Source organism: Undibacterium pigrum, from assembly GCF_003201815.1.
GTDB classification, from domain to species: Bacteria; Pseudomonadota; Gammaproteobacteria; order Burkholderiales; family Burkholderiaceae_D; genus Undibacterium; species Undibacterium pigrum.
This window is the reverse complement of record NZ_QJKB01000010.1, coordinates 54,822-75,897: the sequence shown is the minus strand read 5'-3', so window position 1 is coordinate 75,897 and position 21,076 is coordinate 54,822. Positions and strand designations below refer to the sequence as shown.

At 50.6% G+C, this 21,076-nt stretch carries 20 protein-coding genes; 8 read left to right on the top strand and 12 right to left on the bottom strand.

The annotated features are described in order from the left end of the window. Positions 1 to 10: 10 nt before the first annotated feature. From coaBC to DFR42_RS22835, 6 genes are all read right to left on the bottom strand, one after another. The gene (gene coaBC, locus DFR42_RS22860) at positions 11 to 1,216 is read right to left on the bottom strand and encodes a bifunctional phosphopantothenoylcysteine decarboxylase/phosphopantothenate--cysteine ligase CoaBC (protein WP_110257479.1); all 1,206 of its coding nucleotides are present in this window, start codon (positions 1,214 to 1,216) and stop codon (positions 11 to 13) included. A 17-nt stretch (positions 1,217 to 1,233) separates the two neighbouring features. Next, on the bottom strand, positions 1,234 to 1,761 hold the full coding sequence (lspA, locus tag DFR42_RS22855) for a signal peptidase II (protein WP_110257363.1): 528 nt from the start codon (positions 1,759 to 1,761) through the stop codon (positions 1,234 to 1,236). Positions 1,762 to 1,851: 90 nt separating this feature from the next. After that, positions 1,852 to 4,716: an isoleucine--tRNA ligase gene (gene ileS / locus DFR42_RS22850; RefSeq protein ID WP_110257362.1), complete on the bottom strand. Its 2,865-nt coding sequence runs from the start codon at positions 4,714 to 4,716 to the stop codon at positions 1,852 to 1,854. Positions 4,717 to 4,788: 72 nt separating this feature from the next. Further along, complete coding sequence (locus DFR42_RS22845; RefSeq protein ID WP_110257361.1) at positions 4,789 to 5,766, bottom strand: bifunctional riboflavin kinase/FAD synthetase; 978 nt, start codon at positions 5,764 to 5,766, stop codon at positions 4,789 to 4,791. 138 nt (positions 5,767 to 5,904) lie between these two features. Beyond that, on the bottom strand, positions 5,905 to 6,120 hold the full coding sequence (locus DFR42_RS22840; RefSeq protein WP_110257360.1) for a hypothetical protein: 216 nt from the start codon (positions 6,118 to 6,120) through the stop codon (positions 5,905 to 5,907). Between the two features lie 74 nt (positions 6,121 to 6,194). Continuing rightward, positions 6,195 to 7,343 (bottom strand): methyltransferase, encoded by a 1,149-nt coding sequence (locus tag DFR42_RS22835; protein ID WP_110257478.1) that lies wholly within the window; start codon positions 7,341 to 7,343, stop codon positions 6,195 to 6,197. A 231-nt stretch (positions 7,344 to 7,574) separates the two neighbouring features. Here DFR42_RS22835 and DFR42_RS22830 point away from each other — a divergent pair, with 231 nt between their 5' ends. The 8 genes from DFR42_RS22830 to DFR42_RS22795 all read left to right on the top strand — a co-directional run bounded on the left by DFR42_RS22830 (position 7,575) and on the right by DFR42_RS22795 (position 16,401). Beyond that, on the top strand, positions 7,575 to 9,380 hold the full coding sequence (locus tag DFR42_RS22830; RefSeq protein ID WP_110257359.1) for a DUF885 domain-containing protein: 1,806 nt from the start codon (positions 7,575 to 7,577) through the stop codon (positions 9,378 to 9,380). A 32-nt stretch (positions 9,381 to 9,412) separates the two neighbouring features. Continuing rightward, entirely contained in the window at positions 9,413 to 9,910 is a 498-nt protein-coding gene (locus tag DFR42_RS22825) for a phosphatase domain-containing putative toxin (protein WP_110257358.1), read from the top strand. Positions 9,911 to 10,413: 503 nt separating this feature from the next. Next, on the top strand, positions 10,414 to 13,212 hold the full coding sequence (locus DFR42_RS29310) for an Ig-like domain-containing protein (RefSeq protein ID WP_170133644.1): 2,799 nt from the start codon (positions 10,414 to 10,416) through the stop codon (positions 13,210 to 13,212). A 133-nt stretch (positions 13,213 to 13,345) separates the two neighbouring features. After that, on the top strand, positions 13,346 to 13,954 hold the full coding sequence (locus DFR42_RS22815) for a glutathione S-transferase family protein (protein WP_110257357.1): 609 nt from the start codon (positions 13,346 to 13,348) through the stop codon (positions 13,952 to 13,954). An 18-nt stretch (positions 13,955 to 13,972) separates the two neighbouring features. Beyond that, positions 13,973 to 14,335, top strand: coding sequence for a hypothetical protein (locus DFR42_RS22810; RefSeq protein WP_110257356.1), 363 nt, complete (start codon positions 13,973 to 13,975; stop codon positions 14,333 to 14,335). A gap of 79 nt (positions 14,336 to 14,414) precedes the next feature. After that, complete coding sequence (locus DFR42_RS22805; RefSeq protein WP_110257355.1) at positions 14,415 to 14,792, top strand: DUF6713 family protein; 378 nt, start codon at positions 14,415 to 14,417, stop codon at positions 14,790 to 14,792. Between the two features lie 69 nt (positions 14,793 to 14,861). Further along, positions 14,862 to 15,785 carry an ADP-ribosylglycohydrolase family protein gene (locus DFR42_RS22800; RefSeq protein ID WP_110257354.1) on the top strand — a complete coding sequence of 308 codons (924 nt, stop codon included), beginning with the start codon at positions 14,862 to 14,864 and terminating at the stop codon, positions 15,783 to 15,785. Continuing rightward, positions 15,760 to 16,401: an alanyl-tRNA editing protein gene (locus DFR42_RS22795; RefSeq protein WP_110257353.1), complete on the top strand. Its 642-nt coding sequence runs from the start codon at positions 15,760 to 15,762 to the stop codon at positions 16,399 to 16,401. The genes DFR42_RS22800 and DFR42_RS22795 overlap by 26 nt, the downstream gene beginning before the upstream one ends. 70 nt (positions 16,402 to 16,471) lie before the next feature. On the opposite strand, the gene DFR42_RS22790 is transcribed toward DFR42_RS22795, so the two are convergent. The 6 genes from DFR42_RS22790 to speE all read right to left on the bottom strand — a co-directional run bounded on the left by DFR42_RS22790 (position 16,472) and on the right by speE (position 21,067). Next, positions 16,472 to 16,897, bottom strand: a complete 426-nt coding sequence (locus tag DFR42_RS22790; protein ID WP_211324397.1) for a YidB family protein — start codon at positions 16,895 to 16,897, stop codon at positions 16,472 to 16,474. 130 nt (positions 16,898 to 17,027) lie between these two features. Beyond that, a complete protein-coding gene (locus DFR42_RS22785) occupies positions 17,028 to 17,753 on the bottom strand; it encodes a 16S rRNA (uracil(1498)-N(3))-methyltransferase (protein WP_110257351.1) in 726 nt (241 codons plus the stop codon). 30 nt (positions 17,754 to 17,783) lie between these two features. Further along, entirely contained in the window at positions 17,784 to 18,191 is a 408-nt protein-coding gene (locus tag DFR42_RS22780; protein WP_110257350.1) for a DUF350 domain-containing protein, read from the bottom strand. An 8-nt stretch (positions 18,192 to 18,199) separates the two neighbouring features. After that, positions 18,200 to 19,333: a glutathionylspermidine synthase family protein gene (locus tag DFR42_RS22775; protein WP_110257349.1), complete on the bottom strand. Its 1,134-nt coding sequence runs from the start codon at positions 19,331 to 19,333 to the stop codon at positions 18,200 to 18,202. After that, a complete protein-coding gene (locus DFR42_RS22770) occupies positions 19,333 to 19,806 on the bottom strand; it encodes a hypothetical protein (RefSeq protein ID WP_146218946.1) in 474 nt (157 codons plus the stop codon). Before DFR42_RS22770 ends, DFR42_RS22775 begins: the two co-directional genes overlap by 1 nt. Positions 19,807 to 19,831: 25 nt before the next feature. Next, positions 19,832 to 21,067 carry a polyamine aminopropyltransferase gene (speE, locus tag DFR42_RS22765; protein WP_110257347.1) on the bottom strand — a complete coding sequence of 412 codons (1,236 nt, stop codon included), beginning with the start codon at positions 21,065 to 21,067 and terminating at the stop codon, positions 19,832 to 19,834. Positions 21,068 to 21,076 lie beyond the last annotated feature (9 nt).

The window sequence follows — 21,076 nt, the reverse complement described above, 5'->3', positions numbered from 1 at the left end:
AATGGAAGATTTACATCAGGCTGGTGCGCAGGGCGATTTCTGCCACCAGTTGTGCCGCCAGGGTTTGCTTGTCGGCAGCGGGTAGATTGGTGTGACCATGGTCATCAAACAGCACCAGTTCATTTTCGTCCTTGCCAAAGGTTTGATGCCCTATATTGCCAACCAGTAGCGGAATATTTTTCTTTTGGCGCTTGGCTGAACCATATTGCAGCAGGTTTTCTGATTCGGCAGCAAAGCCTACGCAATACGGCGCATTTGGCATGGCCGCTACGCTGGCGAGTATGTCGGGGTTAGGGGCAAACTGTAATTGCGGCGTGTCGTTGGCACCAGTCTTCTTGAGCTTTTGCGCGCTGACATTGGCTACCTTCCAGTCAGCGACGGCAGCTACCGCAACAAATATATCCTGTTTTTGCTGCTTCAATTGCGCCATCACGGCATCGTGCATTTGCTGCGCGGTTTGCACATTGATGCGGCGTACACCGTAAGGGGTATCAAGTGCGGTCGGGCCAGAAACCAGGGTGACGATGGCACCCGCTTCCCAGGCCGCATGAGCAATTGCATAACCCATCTTGCCTGAAGACAGGTTGGTAATGCCACGTACAGGGTCTATCGGTTCAAAGGTGGGGCCAGCGGTGATCAGCACATGTTTGCCCGCCAGGGTCTTGGCCTGGAAGGCTGCAGTGATTTCTGCCAGCAATTGATCTGCTTCCAGCATGCGTCCCATGCCGGTTTCACCACATGCCTGGTCGCCAGCAGCTGGTCCCATGATCTGTATGCCATCGGCCAGAATCTGTTGCACATTGCGCTGGGTAGCCGGATTTTGCCACATCTCCACATTCATGGCAGGTGCTATCAGCAAAGGTACACTGGCTGGACGGGCTATGCACAAAGTGGACAGCAAATCATTGCAGGCACCATGTGCCAGCTTGAAGATAAAATCTGTGCTGCACGGAGCGATGACGATCGCATCAGCGTCCCGAGTCAAGTCTATATGCGGCATATTATTATGTATGCGCGCATCCCACTGGTCGGTGTAGACGGTATTGCCAGACAGGGCTTGCATGGTGACCGGCGTGATGAAATGGGTGGCCGACTCTGTCATGACCACTTGTACATTGGCTCCGGCCTTACCCAGTGCCCGTGTCAGTTCTGCAATCTTGTAGCAGGCCACGCCACCAGTCAGGCCAAGAACGATCTTTTTACCAGCCAGTCGCAGACTCATGGTGCTATTCCTTATTTTTTGACACGACGTAATTCATCGAGGATGAATAATGCCGCGCCCAGACAAATTGCGCTGTCGGCGATGTTGAAAGCCGGGAAGTGATAAATTTCCTTGTAATGAAAATCCAGGAAATCTATGACATGACCATACATCACCCTGTCGATGACATTGCCAAGAGCGCCGCCCATAATCAGGGACAAGGCAGTGCAGAACAGTTTTTGACCTGCGTGGCGTACCAGGAGATAAGTAATATAAGCCGCTGCGATCAGGCCTATGGCAGTAAAGAAATAACGCTGCCAGCCAGTTTCTGCCGCCAGGAAGCTGAAAGCTGCGCCCTTGTTATACACCAGGGTCAGATTGAAAAATGAAGTGATGCCCAGGGTCTCGCCATAAGTAAAGGCTTTGCTGATGGTGATCTTGCTGACCTGGTCCAGCAAAATGACGATGGCGGCAAAACCCAGCCAGAGTACCGTGGCTGAACTGGATGCCGAAGAGCCAGATGAACTGCCAGAGGCATTGCTACGTTTTTTGGTTGCCATGGATGGAGAAATGTTATTGAGACGGGACGAGTTAAGCTTAAAAGTAAGACTCAAAAGTGAGGCTCATTACAGAGCCTCACTGGATCAAAATCAGGCAAAGCGACGTGCTTCGCCACTACCAAACAGATTACTTACGCAGCGGCCGCACAAACTTGTGTGCTCAGCATTGCTGCCCACATCCGCGCGATAATGCCAGCAACGCTCGCATTTCTCGTATTTGGATGGCGTGACAACTACCGCTTCTTCTGCTTCGCTGGCAACTTGTTCCACAGCGGCTGCTGAAGTGATCAGAGTGAATCTCAGGTCATCAGCAAAGCTGTTCAATACATCGAATTTGCTACCGCTGGCCTTGATCGTCACTTCCGCCTGCAGGGATGAACCTATGCCACCTGCAACACGTACTTCTTCCAACTGCTTGGTTACACCCGTGCGAACGGCACGCAGGGCGGCATACTTGGCCAGCAAGGTCTCTGCACCTGCGATTTCTGGCAAGCTGTAATAAGTTTGCGTGAAGATGGTTTCGTCACCGTCTTTGTAGACATCAGGGGTCGCAAAGAATTGCCATGCTTCTTCAGCCGTGAAAGACAGTACCGGTGCCATCAGACGCAACAGCGACTGCGTGATATGCCAGATCGCAGTTTGTGCGGAACGACGTGCATGCGAAGTCGTGCCGCTGGTGTACAGGCGGTCTTTCAGGATGTCGAGGTAGAAACCACCGAGGTCTTCAGAGCAATATGACTGCAATTTGCTGACCACAGGATGGAATTCAAAAGCCTCAAAATGCGCCAGGATATCTTTTTGCAGTGCTGCCATATTAGCGATGGCGTAACGGTCTATTTCCAGCAATTCATTGATCGCGACTGCATCCTTGGCGGCATCAAAATCAGATGTGTTCGCCATTACAAAGCGCAGGGTATTGCGTATGCGGCGATATGCCTCTGTCACGCGCTTGAGGATTTCATCCGAGATAGACAATTCGCCGGAGTAATCTGTTGATGCCACCCACAAACGCAGTATGTCAGCACCGAGGGTATCAAATACCTTTTGAGGGGCGACTACATTGCCCTTGGATTTGGACATTTTTTCACCGTTGCCATCAACCACAAACCCATGCGTGAGCAAGGCTTTGTATGGTGCGCAACCATTGAGCATACTCGATGTCAGGAGGGACGAGTGGAACCAGCCACGATGCTGGTCGGAGCCTTCGAGGTACAAATCCGCCGGAAAGGCAGATTGCTCTTTGTGTGAGTAGCGCAAGACAGTTTGATGAGTTGTTCCAGAGTCAAACCATACGTCCAGCGTATCGCGGTTTTTGACATACATGGCTGCTTCGTCGCCAAGCAAATCAGCAACTTCGATTTTTTGCCAGGCTTCTATGCCTTCTTTTTCTATTCGCAGGGCGATTTGTTCCAGCAGCTCTGGCGTACGTGGATGCAATTGGCCAGTTTCCTTATGCAGGAAGAAGGCCATAGGCACACCCCATTGACGCTGACGTGACAAGGTCCAGTCAGGACGGTTGGCGATCATGCCATGCAAACGTGCCTTGCCCCATGCAGGGAAGAAGGCAGTTTCATCGATAGCTTTCAATGCTGTCTGGCGCAAGCTGTCGCCGCCCGCTTTAGGCGTATTGTCCATGCTGGCAAACCACTGAGAAGTGGCGCGATAGATGATAGGTGTCTTATGACGCCAGCAATGCATATAGCTATGCTCGAACATCTTGAATGAGAACAGAGTGCCTGCTTCACGCAGTTTGTCGCAGATAGGTTTGGATGCTTCCCATATCGTCATGCCAGCAAAGAAAGGCAGGCTGGATGCAAACTTGCCATCACCCATGACTGGGGCGATGATGTCATCATCCTTCATGCCATGCGCCTTGCATGACTGGAAATCTTCAATGCCGTAAGCAGGCGCAGAGTGAACCACACCGGTACCGGTTTCTGTACTGACGTATTCACCCAGGTAGACTGGAGAAAAACGATCATAGCCCGCATCCAGTGCTGACAAGGGATGTTTGAATTTGATTTCTGACAAATCCGCACCCAGGCAAGTGGCGATGACTTCGCCTGTCAGGCCGTAATTGGTGAGGCTGGCTTCAACCAGGTCTTTTGCCAGGATCAGCAGGATATCTTCACCTTCGCGCTGGGTCTTGACCAGGGCGTAAGTGATCTCTGGATGCATGTTCAGCGCCTGGTTGGACGGGATGGTCCATGGCGTTGTGGTCCAGATGACGCAATAGCCTTTGTCCAGCGGCAGCTTGTCCAGCTTGAAGGCTGCTGCCAGTTTTTCTGGTTCAGCAAACGGGAAGCCAACGTCGATGGACGGGTCACGCTTGTTTTCATATTCAACTTCGGCTTCTGCCAGGGCAGAACCGCAGTCAAAACACCAGTTGACTGGTTTCAGGCCGCGATAGACATAGCCTTTTTCCAGCAATTTGCCGAGCGCTCTTAATTCTTCGGCTTCATTGCCAAAGGCCATGGTTTTGTAGGGATTATCCCATTCACCCAGCACACCCAGGCGGATGAAGTCAGCTTTTTGTTTTTCTATCTGCTCATTCGCGTACACGCGTGCCTTGGCATGCACTTCGGCCACTGGCAGGTTTTTGCCAAACAGTTTTTCTACCTGGATTTCGATAGGCATACCATGGCAATCCCAGCCAGGTACATACGGTGCATCAAAGCCTGCCATGGTGCGCGCCTTGATGATCATGTCTTTCAGAACCTTGTTGACAGCATGGCCGATATGGATATCACCATTGGCATACGGTGGGCCATCATGCAGGATGAATTTCGGGCGACCGGCAGATGCTTTGCGCACACGTTCATAGATTTTCTTGTCTTGCCATTCCTTGACCCACTTGGGTTCGCGCTTGGCCAGATCGCCGCGCATGGGGAAAGCTGTTTCGGTCATATTGACCGGGTATTTACTGGCAGTTTTTGCCGCTTTGTTTTCAGACATAATGAGTTTTCTATTTTTAAAATCGGGATGAAGTCACAACAAACTACAACGAAATAAAACGATGTGTGAGCTTCAAATTCGGTCAGTGGCTGAGCGGGCAGGGCGACGGCTGTCGGCGAAGTAGGCACGTGCCTGTTCAGCGTCCTTGTTGATGGCCGCTGTCAGGGTTGGCAAGTCTATGTATTTCTCTTCGTCACGCAGCTTTTTCAAAAACTCTATCTGCACGACTTTGCCATAAGCATGGCCGCTGTAATCGAATACATGGGTTTCCAGCAGCACACGGCCACTGTCATCGACAGTAGGACGTACACCAAGGCTGGCAACTGCCGGTAAAGGCTGGTCTGACAGGCCGTGCACCTGCACGATGAATATGCCGTTAAGGGCAGGACGGTGATGAGCAATACGCAGGTTCAGCGTAGGAAAACCTATGGTGCGCCCCAGCTTTTGACCGTGCACAACATGGCCTGAAATACGGTAAGGATGACCCAGCAAGGCTTCTGCCTCATCAAAATCACCATTCGCCAGTGCCAGGCGCACTGCAGATGAGGATATGCGCACACCCTTGTTTTGTACCGAGGGCAGGGTTTCAACGGTAAAACCATGGCGTAAGCCTGCTTCGGTCAGGGTGGCGACATCACCAGCGCGTTTTGCACCAAAGCGAAAATCTTCACCGACCATGACCCATTTGACATGCAGGCCATCGACCAGCACTTTTTCTATGAAGTCTTGCGGTGACAATGCAGCAAAGTGAGCATTGAAATGTTCAACGATAACGCGGTCAACACCAGCAGCCTCGAGCGAAGCCATGTTGTCGCGCAAATTGGCGATACGGGTAGGTGCCTTGGACAGATCACCCAGCATCTGGGCAAAGAATGCACGTGGATGTGGTTCAAATGTCATGACGGCAGCTTCTATGCCCAGACGTGTGGCGGCATCCCGCAAGCGGGCAAGCAAAGTCTGATGACCAAGATGCACGCCATCAAAATTGCCTATCGCCAGTGCACAGGGGGCACGGGAGGCTGCATTTGGAAGTCCGCGAAATACCTTCATTGTTTCCAGAAAACTGCTGCAAAGCCTTGGATTATAAATGCTTTCGTCTGGCTATAGACCTGATCTGAGGTGGAAATGCAAATTTCACAAGGGATTAATTCGTGAAATCCTCACATTTCTCAGCATTTGGCATATGAATCAATGATGATGTGACCACAAAACATCATTGGAGCTCAGATAAGACTGAACAGCTTCCTTGTTGCCAGTCGCATGTTTCATGATCTCGCCGCAATTGCAAATGCCTTGATAGGGTTGAATGTGTGAGCAGGCAGAGACTTTTTGCAAGAAAACCTGGACGGATTTGCTGCAATTTTTGCATTTAAAGGTCAGGATGCGGGCGGGTTTGTTGATCATGATGCTAATTTTCTAAACGATTAATCAATTCTGGTGGTCAGTGACTTGGCGGCTACTGACCACAACTACAAATGCTATTTTAATTTCAAACGCCATAATGAAGTAACTTCTTTGACGCGGGCTGCGTGCAAGGGATCGTTTTCATCGGTGGATTTTGGGTGGCGCGGTTTGATATCCATCTTGCCAGCTATCGTCAGGCCGCCTGCGTCTATCCAGCCTTGCAACTCTGCCGCAGTACGCAGGCCCAGGTGTTCGGCAAAGTCTGACATGATGAGCCATGCTTCGCCTTGTGGCTCCAGATGTTCTGCCACGCCAGTCAGAAAACCGCGCAGCATGCGGCTATCAGGGTCATAGACGGCATATTCTATTGGTGAATTGGGGCGTGCCGGCAACCATGGCGGGTTACAGACTATCAGGGGCGCGCGTCCAGGCGGGAACAGGTCTGCCTGTACTAATTCAATGTGGGAGGACAAGCCCAGCCTGTCTATGTTTTCACGGGCGCAGGCGAGGGCGCGCTGGTCCTGGTCGGTAGCGACGATTTTCTTGACGCCACGCTTCGCCAGCAAGGCAGACAGCACACCAGTACCCACACCAATGTCAAAAGCCAGTGTGGTCGATGGCAGCGAGGCTTTTGCCAGCAAATCTATGTATTCACCGCGTACAGGAGAAAACACGCCATAGTAAGGGTGGATTTTTGCACCCAGAGCGGCAATCTCTACGCCATTCTTGCGCCATTCATGCGCACCTATCAGACCCAGCAATTCACGCAGGGAGGCCACAAAGGCGGTGCTGGGTTCACCATAGACTTCCTTGCAGGCTTGCGTTACATCTGGTGCACGGCGCAAGGTGATGCGGTAATCAGCTTCAAAGGGGATCAAGACCATGGCTAGCACGCGCGCTCTTTGCGATTGTGCCTGGCGGCGCAGATTGAAGGCTTCTTTGGCGGATTCAGGCACCTTGTTCTTTTTTGTGGCCCTGGCTGGCTTTTTATCGATGCGACGCGCCAAAGCCTGCAATAACTGTTTGGCATTATGATAATCACCACGCCATAGCAGGGCCGTGCCTTCGCAGGCCAGCTTGTAGGCGGTTTCCACATTCATGCGGTCATCGGCAATTTGCACTCGCTTGGGCGCTGGTGCACCACTCTCGGAATGCCAGCGGCATGAGCGGGCTTCGTCGTTTTCTGTCCATTGCAATTGCAGAGCGGGGTTGGGGGTGTTCATGTTTTTCTTTTGTGGTAAGAACAGGGCTGTGACCCTTGCCAAGGCTGGAGTGTAACAAATAAAAGCCCAGCCTTGAGCTTTAAGGTCAGATATGCATGATTCCGACAGCAATTCATTGCGTGATTTCTCTGCCACTCTCTTTAGCAGCCATTAAACAAAAATACATGTGCCCATGCTTATCTTGTGTTAACCTCATGCCTCTTAATATATTAAGTCTGCGAGACATCTACCATGCCTATCCGCCTTCGCCCTGCCTTTTCTGCTCGTCCTGTTCTGATTACCACCTTACTCTCTTCATTGATGCTGGCTGCACCTGTCACTATGTCTGCAACTGCTGGCCCAGTGGTAGCAAGTAAAAAAGCCGACCTGGGTTTTGCGCAGATCAAAACTTCGTTCCTGAACGCTTTGTGGCAACAAGACCCGGACATGGCGATGGCTGCAGGCCGCTATCAGGATGCCAACAAGTTGATCTTGCCCAGCCAGGCAACCCGTGATGCTTATGTTGCATTTGCCGATAACTGGCTGGCGCAATTAGCCAAGGTCGATGCAGAAGCTTTATCTGCCAAGGAGCAGACAGATCTGGCTTTGATACGCAATTACCTGAATGCTGCGCGCTGGTACCTGACACAATTCCGTGAATTTGAATGGAACCCAAGCCAGCACAATATCGCGGGCAGTTTTGACGCCATTCTTAATACTGATTTCGCGCCAAAGGCAAAACGGGTACAGGTAGCAATACAGCGCCTGCAAGCAGTACCTGCCTACTATGCTGCAGCCAAAGCCAGTATCAAGAACCCCACAGTCGAGCATACCCGTCTGGCAATCAAGCAAAGTGCCGGTGCCACCTCGGTATTGCTTGAACTGGAAAAGGCAGCGGCAAAAGAAAAGCTGAATGAGAAAGACAAACAGGCGTTGCAAGATGGTTTGAAAAACGCACGTGTAGCCGTCACTGATTATGTGCAGTTTCTTGAAACTCTCGAAAAAAATCTTGATCCTGCCACTGCCCGTTCGTTCCGTATAGGCAAGGATTTGTATGAAGGTAAATTTACTGCTGATATCCAGTCTTCGCTGACAGCAGAGCAAACTTACCAGCGCGCCTTGAAAGCCAGGGACGAAGCACACAATAATATGGAAAAACTGGCTGACCAACTCTGGGAAAAAACCATGGGTGGGCAAGCCAAACCTGTTGATCGCGTCAAGAAAATTGCCATGGTCATCGACAAACTGTCTGAGAAACATGTGGCGGCAAAAGACTTGTATCCTGAAATCCGCAGGCAATTGCCACAACTGGAAAAATGGATACGCGAACATGATCTGGTCAGCCTGGATTTGAAGAAGCCCCTGGTCGTCCGTGAAACGCCAGAATACCAGCGCGGCGTCACCGTTGCTTCGATAGAAGCACCAGGCATCTTCAGGCCAAATGACAAGACTTATTACAACGTCACCCCATTCGATGGGCAGCCTGCAGAGCAAATTGAAAGCACCTTGCGTGAGTACAATCACTGGGTTTTACAGATATTGAATATCCATGAAGCCATTCCTGGTCATTACACCCAGCTACAACATGCGAATAAATCACCCTCAGTGATCAAGACCCTGTTTGGCAATGGTGCCATGATAGAAGGCTGGGCCGTCTATAGCGAACGTATGATGCTTGAGTCTGGCTATGGCGATAACACGCCAGAGATGTGGCTCATGTATTACAAATGGAACCTGCGTGCCGTTTGCAATACCATCCTTGATTATCAAGTGCATGTACTGGGTATGACAGAAGCAGAAGCCAAAGACTTTTTGACGAACCAGGCTTTTCAGACCAAGGCAGAGTCCGATGGAAAATGGCTGCGCGTGCAATATACCTCGGTTCAGTTGACCAGTTATTTCAGCGGCTATAGCGAGATACTGGAATTCCGCGAGCAGCTCAAAAAACAGCAGGGCGACAAGTTCAAGCTCAAGCAATTCCATGAGCAATTCCTGAGTTATGGCAGCGCACCTGTGGGGATGATCAAGAAATTGATGCTCAAGGATACTGGTAAGTAAAATCGATTTATTCATATTGAAGAACTCTATCCATGCGCCCCGGCATTTATAAAGTCAGTCAAATAGGTCAGGGCTTTCTTGCAGTGATGGCCAAGCCTGTAGCGGGCGAATGGATAGAGGATGAGTTTCGCGGCATCGCGCAATTCGGCATACACAGGCTGGTCTCTTTGCTGGAGAACCACGAAATCCGTGAGCTGGGTTTGCAGACGGCGCCTGATTTATGCTTAAAGAATCAGATTGACTTCATACAGTTTCCTGTCAAGGACAGGGGGCTGCCATTGTCCTTTTCTGTCACGCAGAAACTGGTGACGCAACTGCATAGTGATATTTTCAATGGCAAAAATACTGCCATCCATTGCCGTGCCGGAATAGGGCGCACAGGCCTGCTTGCTTCAGCAGTCTTGCTCAGGAATGGGCTCGATGCCGCCGCCGCCCTGGCGCTGGTAAGTAAAGCACGAGGTGTCACTGTTCCCGATACTGAAGAACAGATAGACTGGTTGATGCGGCATCAGTCCGCATTGCGTGCCTGAGTCCAGTAATTTACTGTCGTTCCTCTAAAATATTTCTCCAAGGAAATTTAAATTTCCTGCTGGAAAAATATCCCCCATTCTGTTTTGGTGCGCTCATAAAAACTGTGGTGCAAACACATACAAAATGCACCAAACAAATAAGCAAGAGTGGTTTTTTCACAAATTTGTTAAAAAAAGTCAACCGACGGTAACAAAACTGACATAGGCGGATGTTAATCTAGTAATCGTTTGCGCAAACGATTGCTTAGTTCAACTGTCGTTAAATCTCGTTTCTGGAAAGCTGCAGACAGCATGGTGGTAAGAAGAATAGGTAGAGATGTACAAGAATGGCTGCTTACAGATATCTGAACAAGGCTGGAATAAAAGAAGCGAGAAAACGCAGTGTGTCCTGCCGGGAACACTGACGCGAGCAGGATTTTTCTCTGTTTTAAGAATTTCAACTGAATGAGGATGTGTGTGGGACAGCCACACACAAAAATCAATAATCATCAGGGGAATTTTTTATGCAAGGTTTACAACAAGCCAGTAAATTAAAAGCGCTGGCATGGCAGCTCAGTCTTATTTGTTCAGTCAGTTTCGCGGGCATACAAACTGCCCAGGCATCCATCCCGGATCATCATGAGTTTGAGGCCAGTCTGCATGTGCCATACAGAGCCGACGCCAAAGCAGGTGCCGAATCCCGTTATTTTACGATGGAATTCGAATACCCCTATGTGACGAAAGAGCAGACCATCACCTGGCGCCTGGAGCTGCTGGGCAGTGATGGTAAAGTCGTTGATCGCTGGTATGGTACTGAAAAGCTGTTCAAGAAAACTGTCACCGCGCAAATGTTCTGGAGTGGCCGCGGCCCGACTGGTGCTGCACTGAAAGACGGCGTCTATCAGGTAAGGCTTACCGCCAAGGCAACGGACACGTCCGCTATTCAAGCGGCTCCTGCCAGCACCGTTGCCTCCACTGTTGAGCGCGCATTGGCAGTCCACGACACTGAAATCATTACACAAAGCTGGCCTTTGCAAGTCGGTAACCTGCCTACTCCAAAAATGCCAAGCTTTGCTGCTTTGCCGACAAAAGCCAGCAAAGCGCTTCTTACTTCATCCACTGCTACAGCTAAAACCGTAGCAGGCGCAGCTCCGCCACCAGCACCCGCAACTGGCTCACTGCCTTACACCATTTATTACGGTAACCTGCATAGCCAAACCAACCACAGTGATGGCGGTGGCGAACTGACTTCATGTACCGGGGCACAAAATCCACAGTCTGCCGCTTATGGCCCAACGGATGCATATCAATACGCCTTGAACAAGGGACTGGATTTCCTGATGACGTCTGAACATAACCATATGTACGATGGTTCTGACAGCACCAATGCATCAGCCAATCCAGCAACTGCTAAAAACCTGTTTCAATCTGGCCTGGCTGCAGCGAGTAGCTTTAATTCTGGCCATGCAGGTTTCCTGGCAATTTATGGTCTGGAATGGGGTGTCATCAACAACGGTGGCCACATGAATATTTTCAACTCCAGTGACCTGCTGGGTTGGGAATACAATAGCAGCAATCAATTGATCGCTGATACGCTGACTGCCAAGAATGATTATGCTGGCTTGTACACCTTGATGCGCCAGCGCGGGTGGATAGGGCAATTCAATCACCCATCGAGCAGCGGACAATTCCTCGTCAATGGTACTGCACTCGGCTATACCGCAGATGGTGACCAGGCCATGGTCGCTTGCGAAGTCTTGAATACTTCTGCTTTTTCGACCAATACCACAGAGACAGAAACCAGCCGCAGCACTTATGAAGGGGCCTGTAACAAGGCACTGGAAGCCGGTTTCCACGTTGCATTCACCACAGACCAGGATAATCACTGTGCCAACTGGGGTGCGTCTTATACCAATCGCACCGGTATCTTGCTGGCAAACGGCGCTGCTCTGAATAGTGCAAACTTCGTCGATGCCATGAAGGCACGCCGCATCTTTGCCACCATGGACAAAACTTCGCAAATCATCCTGACTGCGAATGGTCATATCATGGGCGAGCGTTTCACCAATAGTGGTCCATTGACCCTGGTCAGCAATTTCGCCAGCACCAGTGGCCGCACTGTTTCTACCGTGGTGATCTATGAAGGCGTGCCAGGCCGTAATGGCACAGTCACGCAATTGTCCAGCACTGCAACGACAACGATTACTCCGGCAGTGGGTGAGCATTTTTACTATGCAAAGATCACGCAGGATGACGGTAAAATCCTGTGGTCTGCGCCGATTTGGGTGACACAATCAAATAGCACGGACAGCACACCACCGACAGTCAGCGCAGGCGAATCTGGTACTAGTGGCAACATCACCTTGTCTGCCAGTGCGACAGATAATGTCGGTGTCAGCAAAGTGGAGTTCTATGTGGATGGTGCACTCAAAGGCACTGCCACCAGCACGCCTTATAGTGTGACGCTGAACTCCACGACCCTGACTAACGCCAGCCACAGCCTGGTCGCCAAAGCCTATGATGCGGCCAATAATGTTGGCACGTCATCGACAGTGAGCTTCACTATCAATAACCCTGTCAGTGATACGACTCCACCCACTGTATCGGCCAGTGAAAGCGGCACGAGCGGCAATATTACTTTGTCGGCTACGGCGACAGATAATGTTGGTGTCAGCAAGGTAGAGTTTTATGTTGACGGTGCACTGAAGGCGACCAGCACAAGCTCACCATATTCAACGACACTGAATTCAACTACTTTGTCGAACGGTACGCATAGCCTGGTTGCCAAAGCCTATGATGCCGCCAATAATATTGGTACTTCTTCTACCGTGAGTTTTACTGTCAATAACAGTACCTCCACGCAGTTGATTAGCAACGGCGGCTTTGAAAGTGGTGCCAGTTCATGGACTGCCAGCTCAGGAGTTATCAGCACTGGTGGTTCTGAGGCATCACGTACAGGCAGCTATAAAGCCTGGCTCAATGGCTATGGCAGCGCCCATACTGATACCCTGTATCAGCAAGTGACTATCCCTGCCGCGGCTACTTCTGCCAGCCTGAGTTTCTGGCTGAAAGTCAGTTCCGACGAGACCACCACGACCCAGGCTTACGATACCCTGAAACTGCAAATTCAAAACAGCAGCGGTACGGTGCTGGCAACATTGGCGACTTACTCGAACCTGAACAAGGGTACGACTTATGTCAACAAGACCTTTGATCTGAGCAGCTATAAAGGCCAGACCATACGCGTGTACTTTGTGGGTGTGGAGGGGAGTGTGACAGCGACATCTTTCCTGATCGATGATATCTCTGTCATTGCACAGTAAAGATTTCTGAATAAACCTTTCAGATAAAAAGAAAAACCCGCCAAGGCTGCAACCTGGCGGGTTTTTTTGATGGCTGCCACATATTCATACCTGGCGTAATATATGGCATTGTCCAGAACTGACAGGGTCAAATATGAAAATCAGGTTTTATCACGCACCAGATGCAAACTGCTGCGAACGTTTGTTGTGGATACTCGACTACAAACAAGTTGAGTACGAGCGCATTGATGTCGGGCTCGGCGATGTTGGAGAACAGGTTCGGTTACTGAGCCCCTTTGCCCGCGTACCTTTGATGGAAGTAGATGGCGTCGCCTTGAGCGAATCCATGGCTATGGCCGAGTTTATTGAAGAGATCGCGCCTGATCCACCTCTGCAATACGAAGCAGCCTTTGCCCGTGCCCAGGTGCGTGAAATTTGCGAGGCAGTTAACTCATCCATACACCCGCAACAAAACAGCAGTACGGTGAGATTTTTTCATCCTGACTGGAACAAGGATCAGATGCGTCCGGTAAGAGCAAAGTGGCTGTTGATGAATCTGCAAAAACTGCAGCCGCGTTTATGGCAGAGCAGTCAGTTTGCCGTTGGCACAAAATTTACGCAGGCAGATATTTTTGTCAGCATCATTTATCGCAAGGCGCTGGACCTTGGTGTGTCAATCGCTGATTTGCCAGCCTACGAACACTACTGGGAATTTTTGATGAGCCATGAATCCATCAGACGCAGTTGCCCTGTTGCTGCATAAGTCAGCATCAGCAAGCGCATGGCAAAATCCAAATTAAGACGATTAAAGATAGGCGACAACAACTTTCTCTGGACTGTAAAAGCTTTATATCTGCCACGCACCGACGTGACTGCTGACTATCCGGTACAAGTGAAATTCACCGCCTTTCTTGAATCATATAAAACGACGGCCCTGCATATCCATTTCAAAACCAGCTCGACGGTGGCGGGAAACTGGCTGACATCTGGAATTGGAGAAGTCAATTTACATCTGCCCAGTTTTGCGCGTTTGCTGATTGTTGGCGGTATGGAGCAAGGCTGGCAAGCTCGATATCAGACGCTAAATATAGAAAATGGCTTGCCGATATTGAGACGTGCGGGATATAACATCAAGGATGAATGAAAGCAAGAGTCAACAGGATTGCCTGTGCTAGACTAAATGCTATTTACTTTTTAGTAAAACATTTTGAAATGTGCCCACCATGCTATTGACGCCACGGCTGCAAATTCTCTTCCTCATCAACGCCACTGTTTTGATTACCCATCAGATTGATGCAGCTTACTGGCATGAGTGGGAGTTATTCCATCTTCCGGGAGGAAATCAGGTCAACTTGCTACTGAATTTGCCCATTATTGCCCTGGTCTTATATGCGCAAGGCCGGGTGGCAATAAATACGAAAGCCTCTGTTTTTTACTATAAGCTCATCGCATTCCTGGGTTTTCTCACGGTGACGATTCATGGCGCTTTCTTTATTGCGGGGAATGGAGCATTCGTGCAACCCATGTCTGTCGCCTTGTTGATTGCAACGAGCGTGCTATCTGGGATGCAGTTTTTTTTGCTTCGTCGCGAAACTGCCTGAAAGAGCTAAGCTTAGCCAGACGCATCACTTTGATAATTTTGTACGCTAAGTGCAGAAAATATTTCAATAATGAACTCATTCGAACGCGCATTGACGTCACTGGAAGGGCTGTCCATAGGCGATGCTTTTGGTCAGTGTTTTTTTCAAACAGAAAATCAGTTGCTGTTTGCCGAGGGCAGGCAATTGCCTGGTGCCCCCTGGTACTTTACCGACGACACCGAGATGACATTGTCCATCGTGCGTGTATTGCGTAATCACGGTGAAATTGATCAGGACATACTCGCAAAAAGTTTTGCGAAACACTATAGCTATGACCGTGCCTATGGTCCATCCATGCACAGAGTCCTGGCTCGCATCGACGCCGGGGAGCCTTGGCAGGACGTGGTTGCCAGTGCGTTTGAGGGGCAAGGCTCTTATGGCAATGGTGCCGCCATGCGTGCTGCGCCACTTGGGGCATACTTTGCAGATGACCTGTCATTGCTGATGAAGCAAGCCAGTTTGTCTGCCGAAGTAACACATGCTCATCCAGAGGGAATAGCCGGAGCGGTTGCAGTTGCGCTGGGTGCAGCCCAGGCTTGCCTTTACAGAGATGCCGGGATAAGACCCACGCATGCAGAATTTCTGGGCAAAATTATTGACTGTTTGCCGCAAACCGAGGTACGTTCGAAACTGGTTCGTGCACAATCCATGGCTAAGGCCGGGTCTATGGATTTTCCAGTTTCTGTTTTGGGTAATGGCAATCATATGTCGGCTCAGGATACCGTGCCGCTGGCCTTGTGGTGCTGTGCCCAGGCGCTGGAAGATTTTGAAAAAGCAATGTGGCTGACCGTCAGCGCTGGTGGTGACCGCGATACCTTGTGCGCGATAGTAGGCGGTGTCGTCGCCTCGTATGTTGGTGAAGAAGGTATTCCTGATAACTGGAAAGCGTGTCGCGAAGCTTTGCCCGCCTGGTATCTTGAGGACGCAAATGACAAAGAAAATTTTTTGGGATGACCCCTATCAAACCAGGCTGCTGACGCAAGTCAGCAAGATAGATGGCAATGATATCTGTCTTGCATCAACGATTTTCTTTGCGTTTTCTGGTGGGCAGGAGAGCGATGCTGGCAGTATAGCCGGCCATGCTGTTCTGGCCGCACGCAAGGATGGGCAGGAACTGATCTATACATTGGCCGATGCGCATGACTTGCAACTGGGACAGGACGTGGAAGTCTGCATAGACTGGGAGAGACGGTATCGTCTCATGCGCCTGCATTTTGCTGCCGAGCTGGTACTGGAATTGTTTTATAAATCACTGCCTGGCATAGGCAAGGCTGGGGCCCACATCGCGCAGGACAAGGCGCGTATAGATTTTGTCTGGAGCGAGAGCATTGCTCCTTTACTGCCTGCATATGCAGAACAAGCGCAGGCCATCATCGCTGCCGATCTCGACATCAATTGTGCCTTTGACGATGAGGCCACGGAAAGACGTTATTGGGAAATTGCCGGATTTTTACGTGTGCCCTGTGGCGGTACTCACGTCAGGCGCACGGGTGAGTTAGGACAGATCAGGTTAAAACGTAATAATATAGGGCGGGGTAAGGAGAGGGTGGAGATTTATCTTGCACCATGAAAAACAGCGACAGCAAAAATGCATGTCGCTGCTTATTTATCCTTATTTATCCTTACCGGGCTGCTAAGACTTACTTGCCAAACAAGGATGAAAACTGCTGAAGCACCGCGGCCGGATCGATGTTGCCAGCCTCTGGCACCTGTCCATGTGGTGTCAGGTGATCGATGATGCCAGGCAAGAATTCAGCCAGTTGGCTGGCTGCACCTTCGTGAGATATGCCTGCTGCACTTGCCAGTTGTTGCAATTGCCCGCCACCCAGGGCTTGCTGGATTTGTGCGGCAGAGATAGGCATGTTTTGTCCGGTACCTACCCAGGATTGCACGATGTCTGCCAAACCTGCCTGATGGAAAGCACTGATCAGTGCTTGCAAACCGCCTACGCCACCTGGTTGTCTGTCACCCAGCATGTTGACTGCCGCTTGCATCAGTGAGGCGTTGCCACCGCTGTTCTGGCTCACGCTGCCAAGCATGCTTAATGCGCTATCGAATAAACTCATGATATTTCCTTCAGAATTGGTAAGGTGCTGCAAGTGTATGGCTGAGTATCGGCGAGAATTGTGAACTCTGTATGAAATTTGACAATGTTTTACGGCGACAGTAAATTTCTTTGCGTGTCATTCAAAGGGCTTACATGCCACCCCAGGCTGCGTTCAAGATGGTAATTGCTGCCAGGCCTGCTGTTTCTGTACGCAAGATGCGCGGCCCTATGGACAAGGGCAGTACGCCATGCTTGATGGCGAGGGATTCTTCTTCGTCAGAATAGCCACCTTCAGGCCCTACCATGAGGCTGACTGCCTGTGCAGGATGGTGGCGTGACCAGTCGGCCAGAGACTGGTCTGCCCGTGGTGTCAGCAATATTCTTTGATGCAAGTCTTGCTGGCCCAGCCACTGGTTGAAGTTCATGACAGGTGCCAGATGGGCAAGCCGGTTGCGGCCACACTGTTCGGCAGCTGCAACGATAATGCCTTGCCAGTGCGCCTGTTTTTTCTCAGCCCGCTCTGCAGATAAGCGGACCACGCAACGCTGTGCAGCCAGAGGCTGTATGGCACTGACGCCCAGTTCCATGGCCTTTTCTATGATCCAGTCCATCTTCGAGGCTTCAGGCAGGGCTTGCACGAGATTGAGTGAATAAGGCAATTCACATTCTTCCGGCAAAAATACTTTCACTTCAGCCTGGACATTTTTTTTCGCTACCTGAGTAAGTGTGGCGACATAACTGCCCCCTTCGCCATTGAAGATATTGATGTGGTCACCCACATTCTGGCGCAACACAAATACGTGGTGCGCAACTTCGTCCGGCAAGTCGATAGTGGACCCTATGCTTAAGGGAAGTGGGCAGTAAAAACGTGGCATGCAATTCTCTGGGTTGAATCGGGTAAAAAATCAGTAGGTCATGCAAGCGGCATTGATCATGCCCAGGCCAAGACTTAATGCGCCAAGGAAAATGCCGGAAGCGATTTTATTTGCCGGTATGTCAGACACGATGCCCGGTATCAGCAAACGTGCAATACCAAATGCCAGCAATTGTATAACCAGGGCGACCAGTCCCCAGAAGCTCATATCAATCACACTGACACTATTGGCAATGGCAGATGCCAGGGCGGTGCAATATCCGAGTAGCGCACCAGACAGGCTCGCGGCTGCTGCGATATTGCCTTCACGTATCAAGGCAATTTCACGATAAGGCGTGATGCGTATATAAATGACGATAAACAGGGCCAGTAAGACAAAGGCCGCTGCGATATGGCTGAAGAAGGCGAGTAGTCCGTGTGCCAGTAGTTGTTCGCTCATGGGTAATCCTATTCTACAAAATAATGGGGAATGAAACGGCTGGTATTTTTTGTGATCAGGGTTTCATCTTCGCGTATGCCTATGCCTGCTGGTTCATCACCAACGATCCAGGCACCTATAGATGTATATGCGGGTGTAATACCATCATCAAACTTTGGTTGCGGCGCATAAGCCTGGTAGATAAAGCCTTCTGCACCATAGTCACCACCAGTATGCATGACTTCACCATTGGCATAGATGGAAATATTCTCACCCTCGCGTGAATACAAAGGCTTTTTCACATGATTGCCACTGATGCGCCAGGCATCAAAATAAGCAGGCAAGAGGTTAGGATGATTCGGGAACAGTTCCCACAATATCGGTAATATAGCCTTGTTAGACAATATCATTTTCCAGGCTGGTTCTATTATGCGCATGGGGCGCTTCAGCAAATGATTGGCAAAGTCTTCGCGGCACAGCCATTCCCAGGGATAGAGCTTGAACAGATTATCTATCCTGCTGTCTGCGTCATCGACAAACACGCCCTCATCTTCATCCCAGCCCAGGGATTCTATCGCGCACTGCTTGGTGGCAAAGCCCGCCTGTATGGCTGTGTCGCGCAGGTAAGAGAGATTGCCTTCATCTTCTTCATTGCCGCCCGCGCAGGCGAAATGCAATAAACCCAGGCCAGGGAATTTCTTCCATTGCTCTATGAGTTTTTCATGCAGGGAATTGAACTGGTCAGCATCCGGATGCACATCTTGCAACCAATACCATTGGGCGACACTGGATTCGACCAGCCCGGTGGGCGTGTCGGCATTGTATTCCAGCATCTTGGGTGCGCCATTGCCGTCCCAGCTCAGGTCAAAACGACCGTAAAGGGAAAATTCTTTGGCACGCCAGCTATCTTCAACTTGTGACCAGAACGCTGGTGGTATGGCAAATTTTTCCTGCATGCCGTGTTTGACGACATGCTCTACCGCTTGCAAGGACATCTGGTGCAGGTCCAGGCTGGCTTGTTCCAGCGTATCTATCTGTTCTGCCGTAAAACGATAGGCATAGCGTTCATCCCAGTACAGGCCATCTATGGAGTGGTAGCTAAAGCCCAGGGATTCAAATTGCTGCTGCCAGTTCGTGCGTGGTGTCAGGGACGTGCGTATCATCAACCGCCTCCGCTGCTGCGGGAACTACTACCAAAACCACCGCGGCTGACGCTGCTGCGAGTAGTCGTCGTGCTGCGACTAATGGCATGGTCACTGCCCGAATTGTGCGCGCCAAAACTTCTTTGCAGGGTATCACGGTAGCCAGGTGAATAATATGGCCCGAAAAAGCTATGGGAATACCCGGTATAGTGACTGCCACTACCCGTATAGCTGCTGCCAGTCGTAGAGGCTGGTGTGCTGGTGGTTTGCAGGTCACTGCTGCTGGCAACAGTTTCACATGCCGCACCGTCACCCCAGTCTTTGCGGCAATCTTCAAGGCTCTTGTATTGATCGCGGATAGTTGTCAGTTCCTGGCTGCCACCAGTGTCAGTGTTGCCGCTACACGCAGTCAGAGCGGCACTTGTTACCAGCATTAATGGCAGAGTCCTGCTGACTCTGCGTTTGCCATGTCGTTTTATTTTTGCGGCACTCACGGTTTCTCCTGTATCCCCATGTGGGTTAAGACATCAGCTCTTTTACATAATTGGGTAAAGCAAATAATGCCTGATGTATCTCGCCATTGTAATACTTTAGCAATGGCAATCCACGGTGTTTGATCTGAAGATTTACCGTTGACGCCGATATTGTTAACGGATTGCTGCGCTTGCTGGCAATCGCCATGCCCCAGAGCGCGCCGTACAATGGGATGAAAACGGTATATGGGTGCAACTGTGGAAATGTCGGGCGAAGTTTCTGCAAGGTATCTGCAAAGCGTTGCGGATGATAATAGGGGCTGCCCAGATGCAATACCAGCATGCCTTGCTCAGTCAGCCTTTGTGCACAGGCCTGGAAAAATTCTTCTGTCATGCAGGTGGCGGCCAGCGTGCTGCCATTCGGACTGACCGGGTCGGTCAGGTCCAGCAGTATCAGGTCAAATTGTTCTGCACTATTATGGATGTAGGCAAAGCCATCTTCATAACGGTGTTGTATTTTTGGATCATCCAGTGCGCCGCGATGGACACTGCCCAAATACTGGCGTGCCATCTTGACGACTTCTGCATCAATTTCGCAGAGCGTGATACTGCTGATGCTTGGATGTTTCAATAATTCTTCGCAGGAACCACCATCGCCACCACCGATGATGAGGGCAGTGCGTGGCTCCGGATGGGTCATCGCCGCAGGGTGCACCAGGCATTCATGATAAAAGAATTCATCTTTTTCTGAAGTCATCATGGCACCGTCTATGCGCATGACCTTGCCAAAATCTGTGGTATCGGCAATCTCGATATCCTGCATAGTGCTGCGCTGGCGCGCCAATACCTGATTGATACGGGTGGCGGCAAAGCTGTCTTCTGTCAGCGCTTCAAATGTCATGGCGTGGCTATGCTCACCGCGTTGCAATTCCTGGCGCGAGACTGTGCGTGGCTGGAAAACAGCAATCAATGCATCAACAATTTGCCTGGCCTTGCTGCCATTATCATGATTGAAGTTGCAGACATACACGTCCAGCGTCACTGCATTGCGTTCTGGCCAGGTATGGATGGCGACGTGCGACTCTGCCAGCAGCAAGGCTCCGGTGACGCCAGCCGGGCTGCCATCTTCATGCGTGAAGGGGTGAAATTTTTCCCCAACGATGGTCAGGCCAGCAGCAACGGTGATGTCGCTGAGGCAAAGACGCAGGCTTTGTGGGCTGACGAAATATTCTGGCGCTGCTTCACAATTGAAACAGTCGGCGGTCAGGTGTAAGCCTTCCATAAGTCTTTC

Bases quoted from the DNA above. Each gene is read 5' to 3' on its own strand.
- lspA (WP_110257363.1), bottom strand. From the start codon at position 1,761: ATGGCAACCAAAAAACGTAGCAATGCCTCTGGCAGTTCATCTGGCTCT.
- ileS (WP_110257362.1), bottom strand. From the start codon at position 4,716: ATGTCTGAAAACAAAGCGGCAAAAACTGCCAGTAAATACCCGGTCAAT.
- DFR42_RS22845 (WP_110257361.1), bottom strand. From the start codon at position 5,766: ATGAAGGTATTTCGCGGACTTCCAAATGCAGCCTCCCGTGCCCCCTGT.
- DFR42_RS22840 (WP_110257360.1), bottom strand. From the start codon at position 6,120: ATGATCAACAAACCCGCCCGCATCCTGACCTTTAAATGCAAAAATTGC.
- DFR42_RS22835 (WP_110257478.1), bottom strand. From the start codon at position 7,343: ATGAACACCCCCAACCCCGCTCTGCAATTGCAATGGACAGAAAACGAC.
- DFR42_RS22830 (WP_110257359.1), top strand. From the start codon at position 7,575: ATGCCTATCCGCCTTCGCCCTGCCTTTTCTGCTCGTCCTGTTCTGATT.
- DFR42_RS22825 (WP_110257358.1), top strand. From the start codon at position 9,413: ATGCGCCCCGGCATTTATAAAGTCAGTCAAATAGGTCAGGGCTTTCTT.
- DFR42_RS29310 (WP_170133644.1), top strand. From the start codon at position 10,414: ATGCAAGGTTTACAACAAGCCAGTAAATTAAAAGCGCTGGCATGGCAG.
- DFR42_RS22815 (WP_110257357.1), top strand. From the start codon at position 13,346: ATGAAAATCAGGTTTTATCACGCACCAGATGCAAACTGCTGCGAACGT.
- DFR42_RS22810 (WP_110257356.1), top strand. From the start codon at position 13,973: ATGGCAAAATCCAAATTAAGACGATTAAAGATAGGCGACAACAACTTT.
- DFR42_RS22805 (WP_110257355.1), top strand. From the start codon at position 14,415: ATGCTATTGACGCCACGGCTGCAAATTCTCTTCCTCATCAACGCCACT.
- DFR42_RS22800 (WP_110257354.1), top strand. From the start codon at position 14,862: ATGAACTCATTCGAACGCGCATTGACGTCACTGGAAGGGCTGTCCATA.
- DFR42_RS22795 (WP_110257353.1), top strand. From the start codon at position 15,760: ATGACAAAGAAAATTTTTTGGGATGACCCCTATCAAACCAGGCTGCTG.
- DFR42_RS22790 (WP_211324397.1), bottom strand. From the start codon at position 16,897: ATGAGTTTATTCGATAGCGCATTAAGCATGCTTGGCAGCGTGAGCCAG.
- DFR42_RS22785 (WP_110257351.1), bottom strand. From the start codon at position 17,753: ATGCCACGTTTTTACTGCCCACTTCCCTTAAGCATAGGGTCCACTATC.
- DFR42_RS22780 (WP_110257350.1), bottom strand. From the start codon at position 18,191: ATGAGCGAACAACTACTGGCACACGGACTACTCGCCTTCTTCAGCCAT.
- DFR42_RS22775 (WP_110257349.1), bottom strand. From the start codon at position 19,333: ATGATACGCACGTCCCTGACACCACGCACGAACTGGCAGCAGCAATTT.
- speE (WP_110257347.1), bottom strand. From the start codon at position 21,067: ATGGAAGGCTTACACCTGACCGCCGACTGTTTCAATTGTGAAGCAGCG.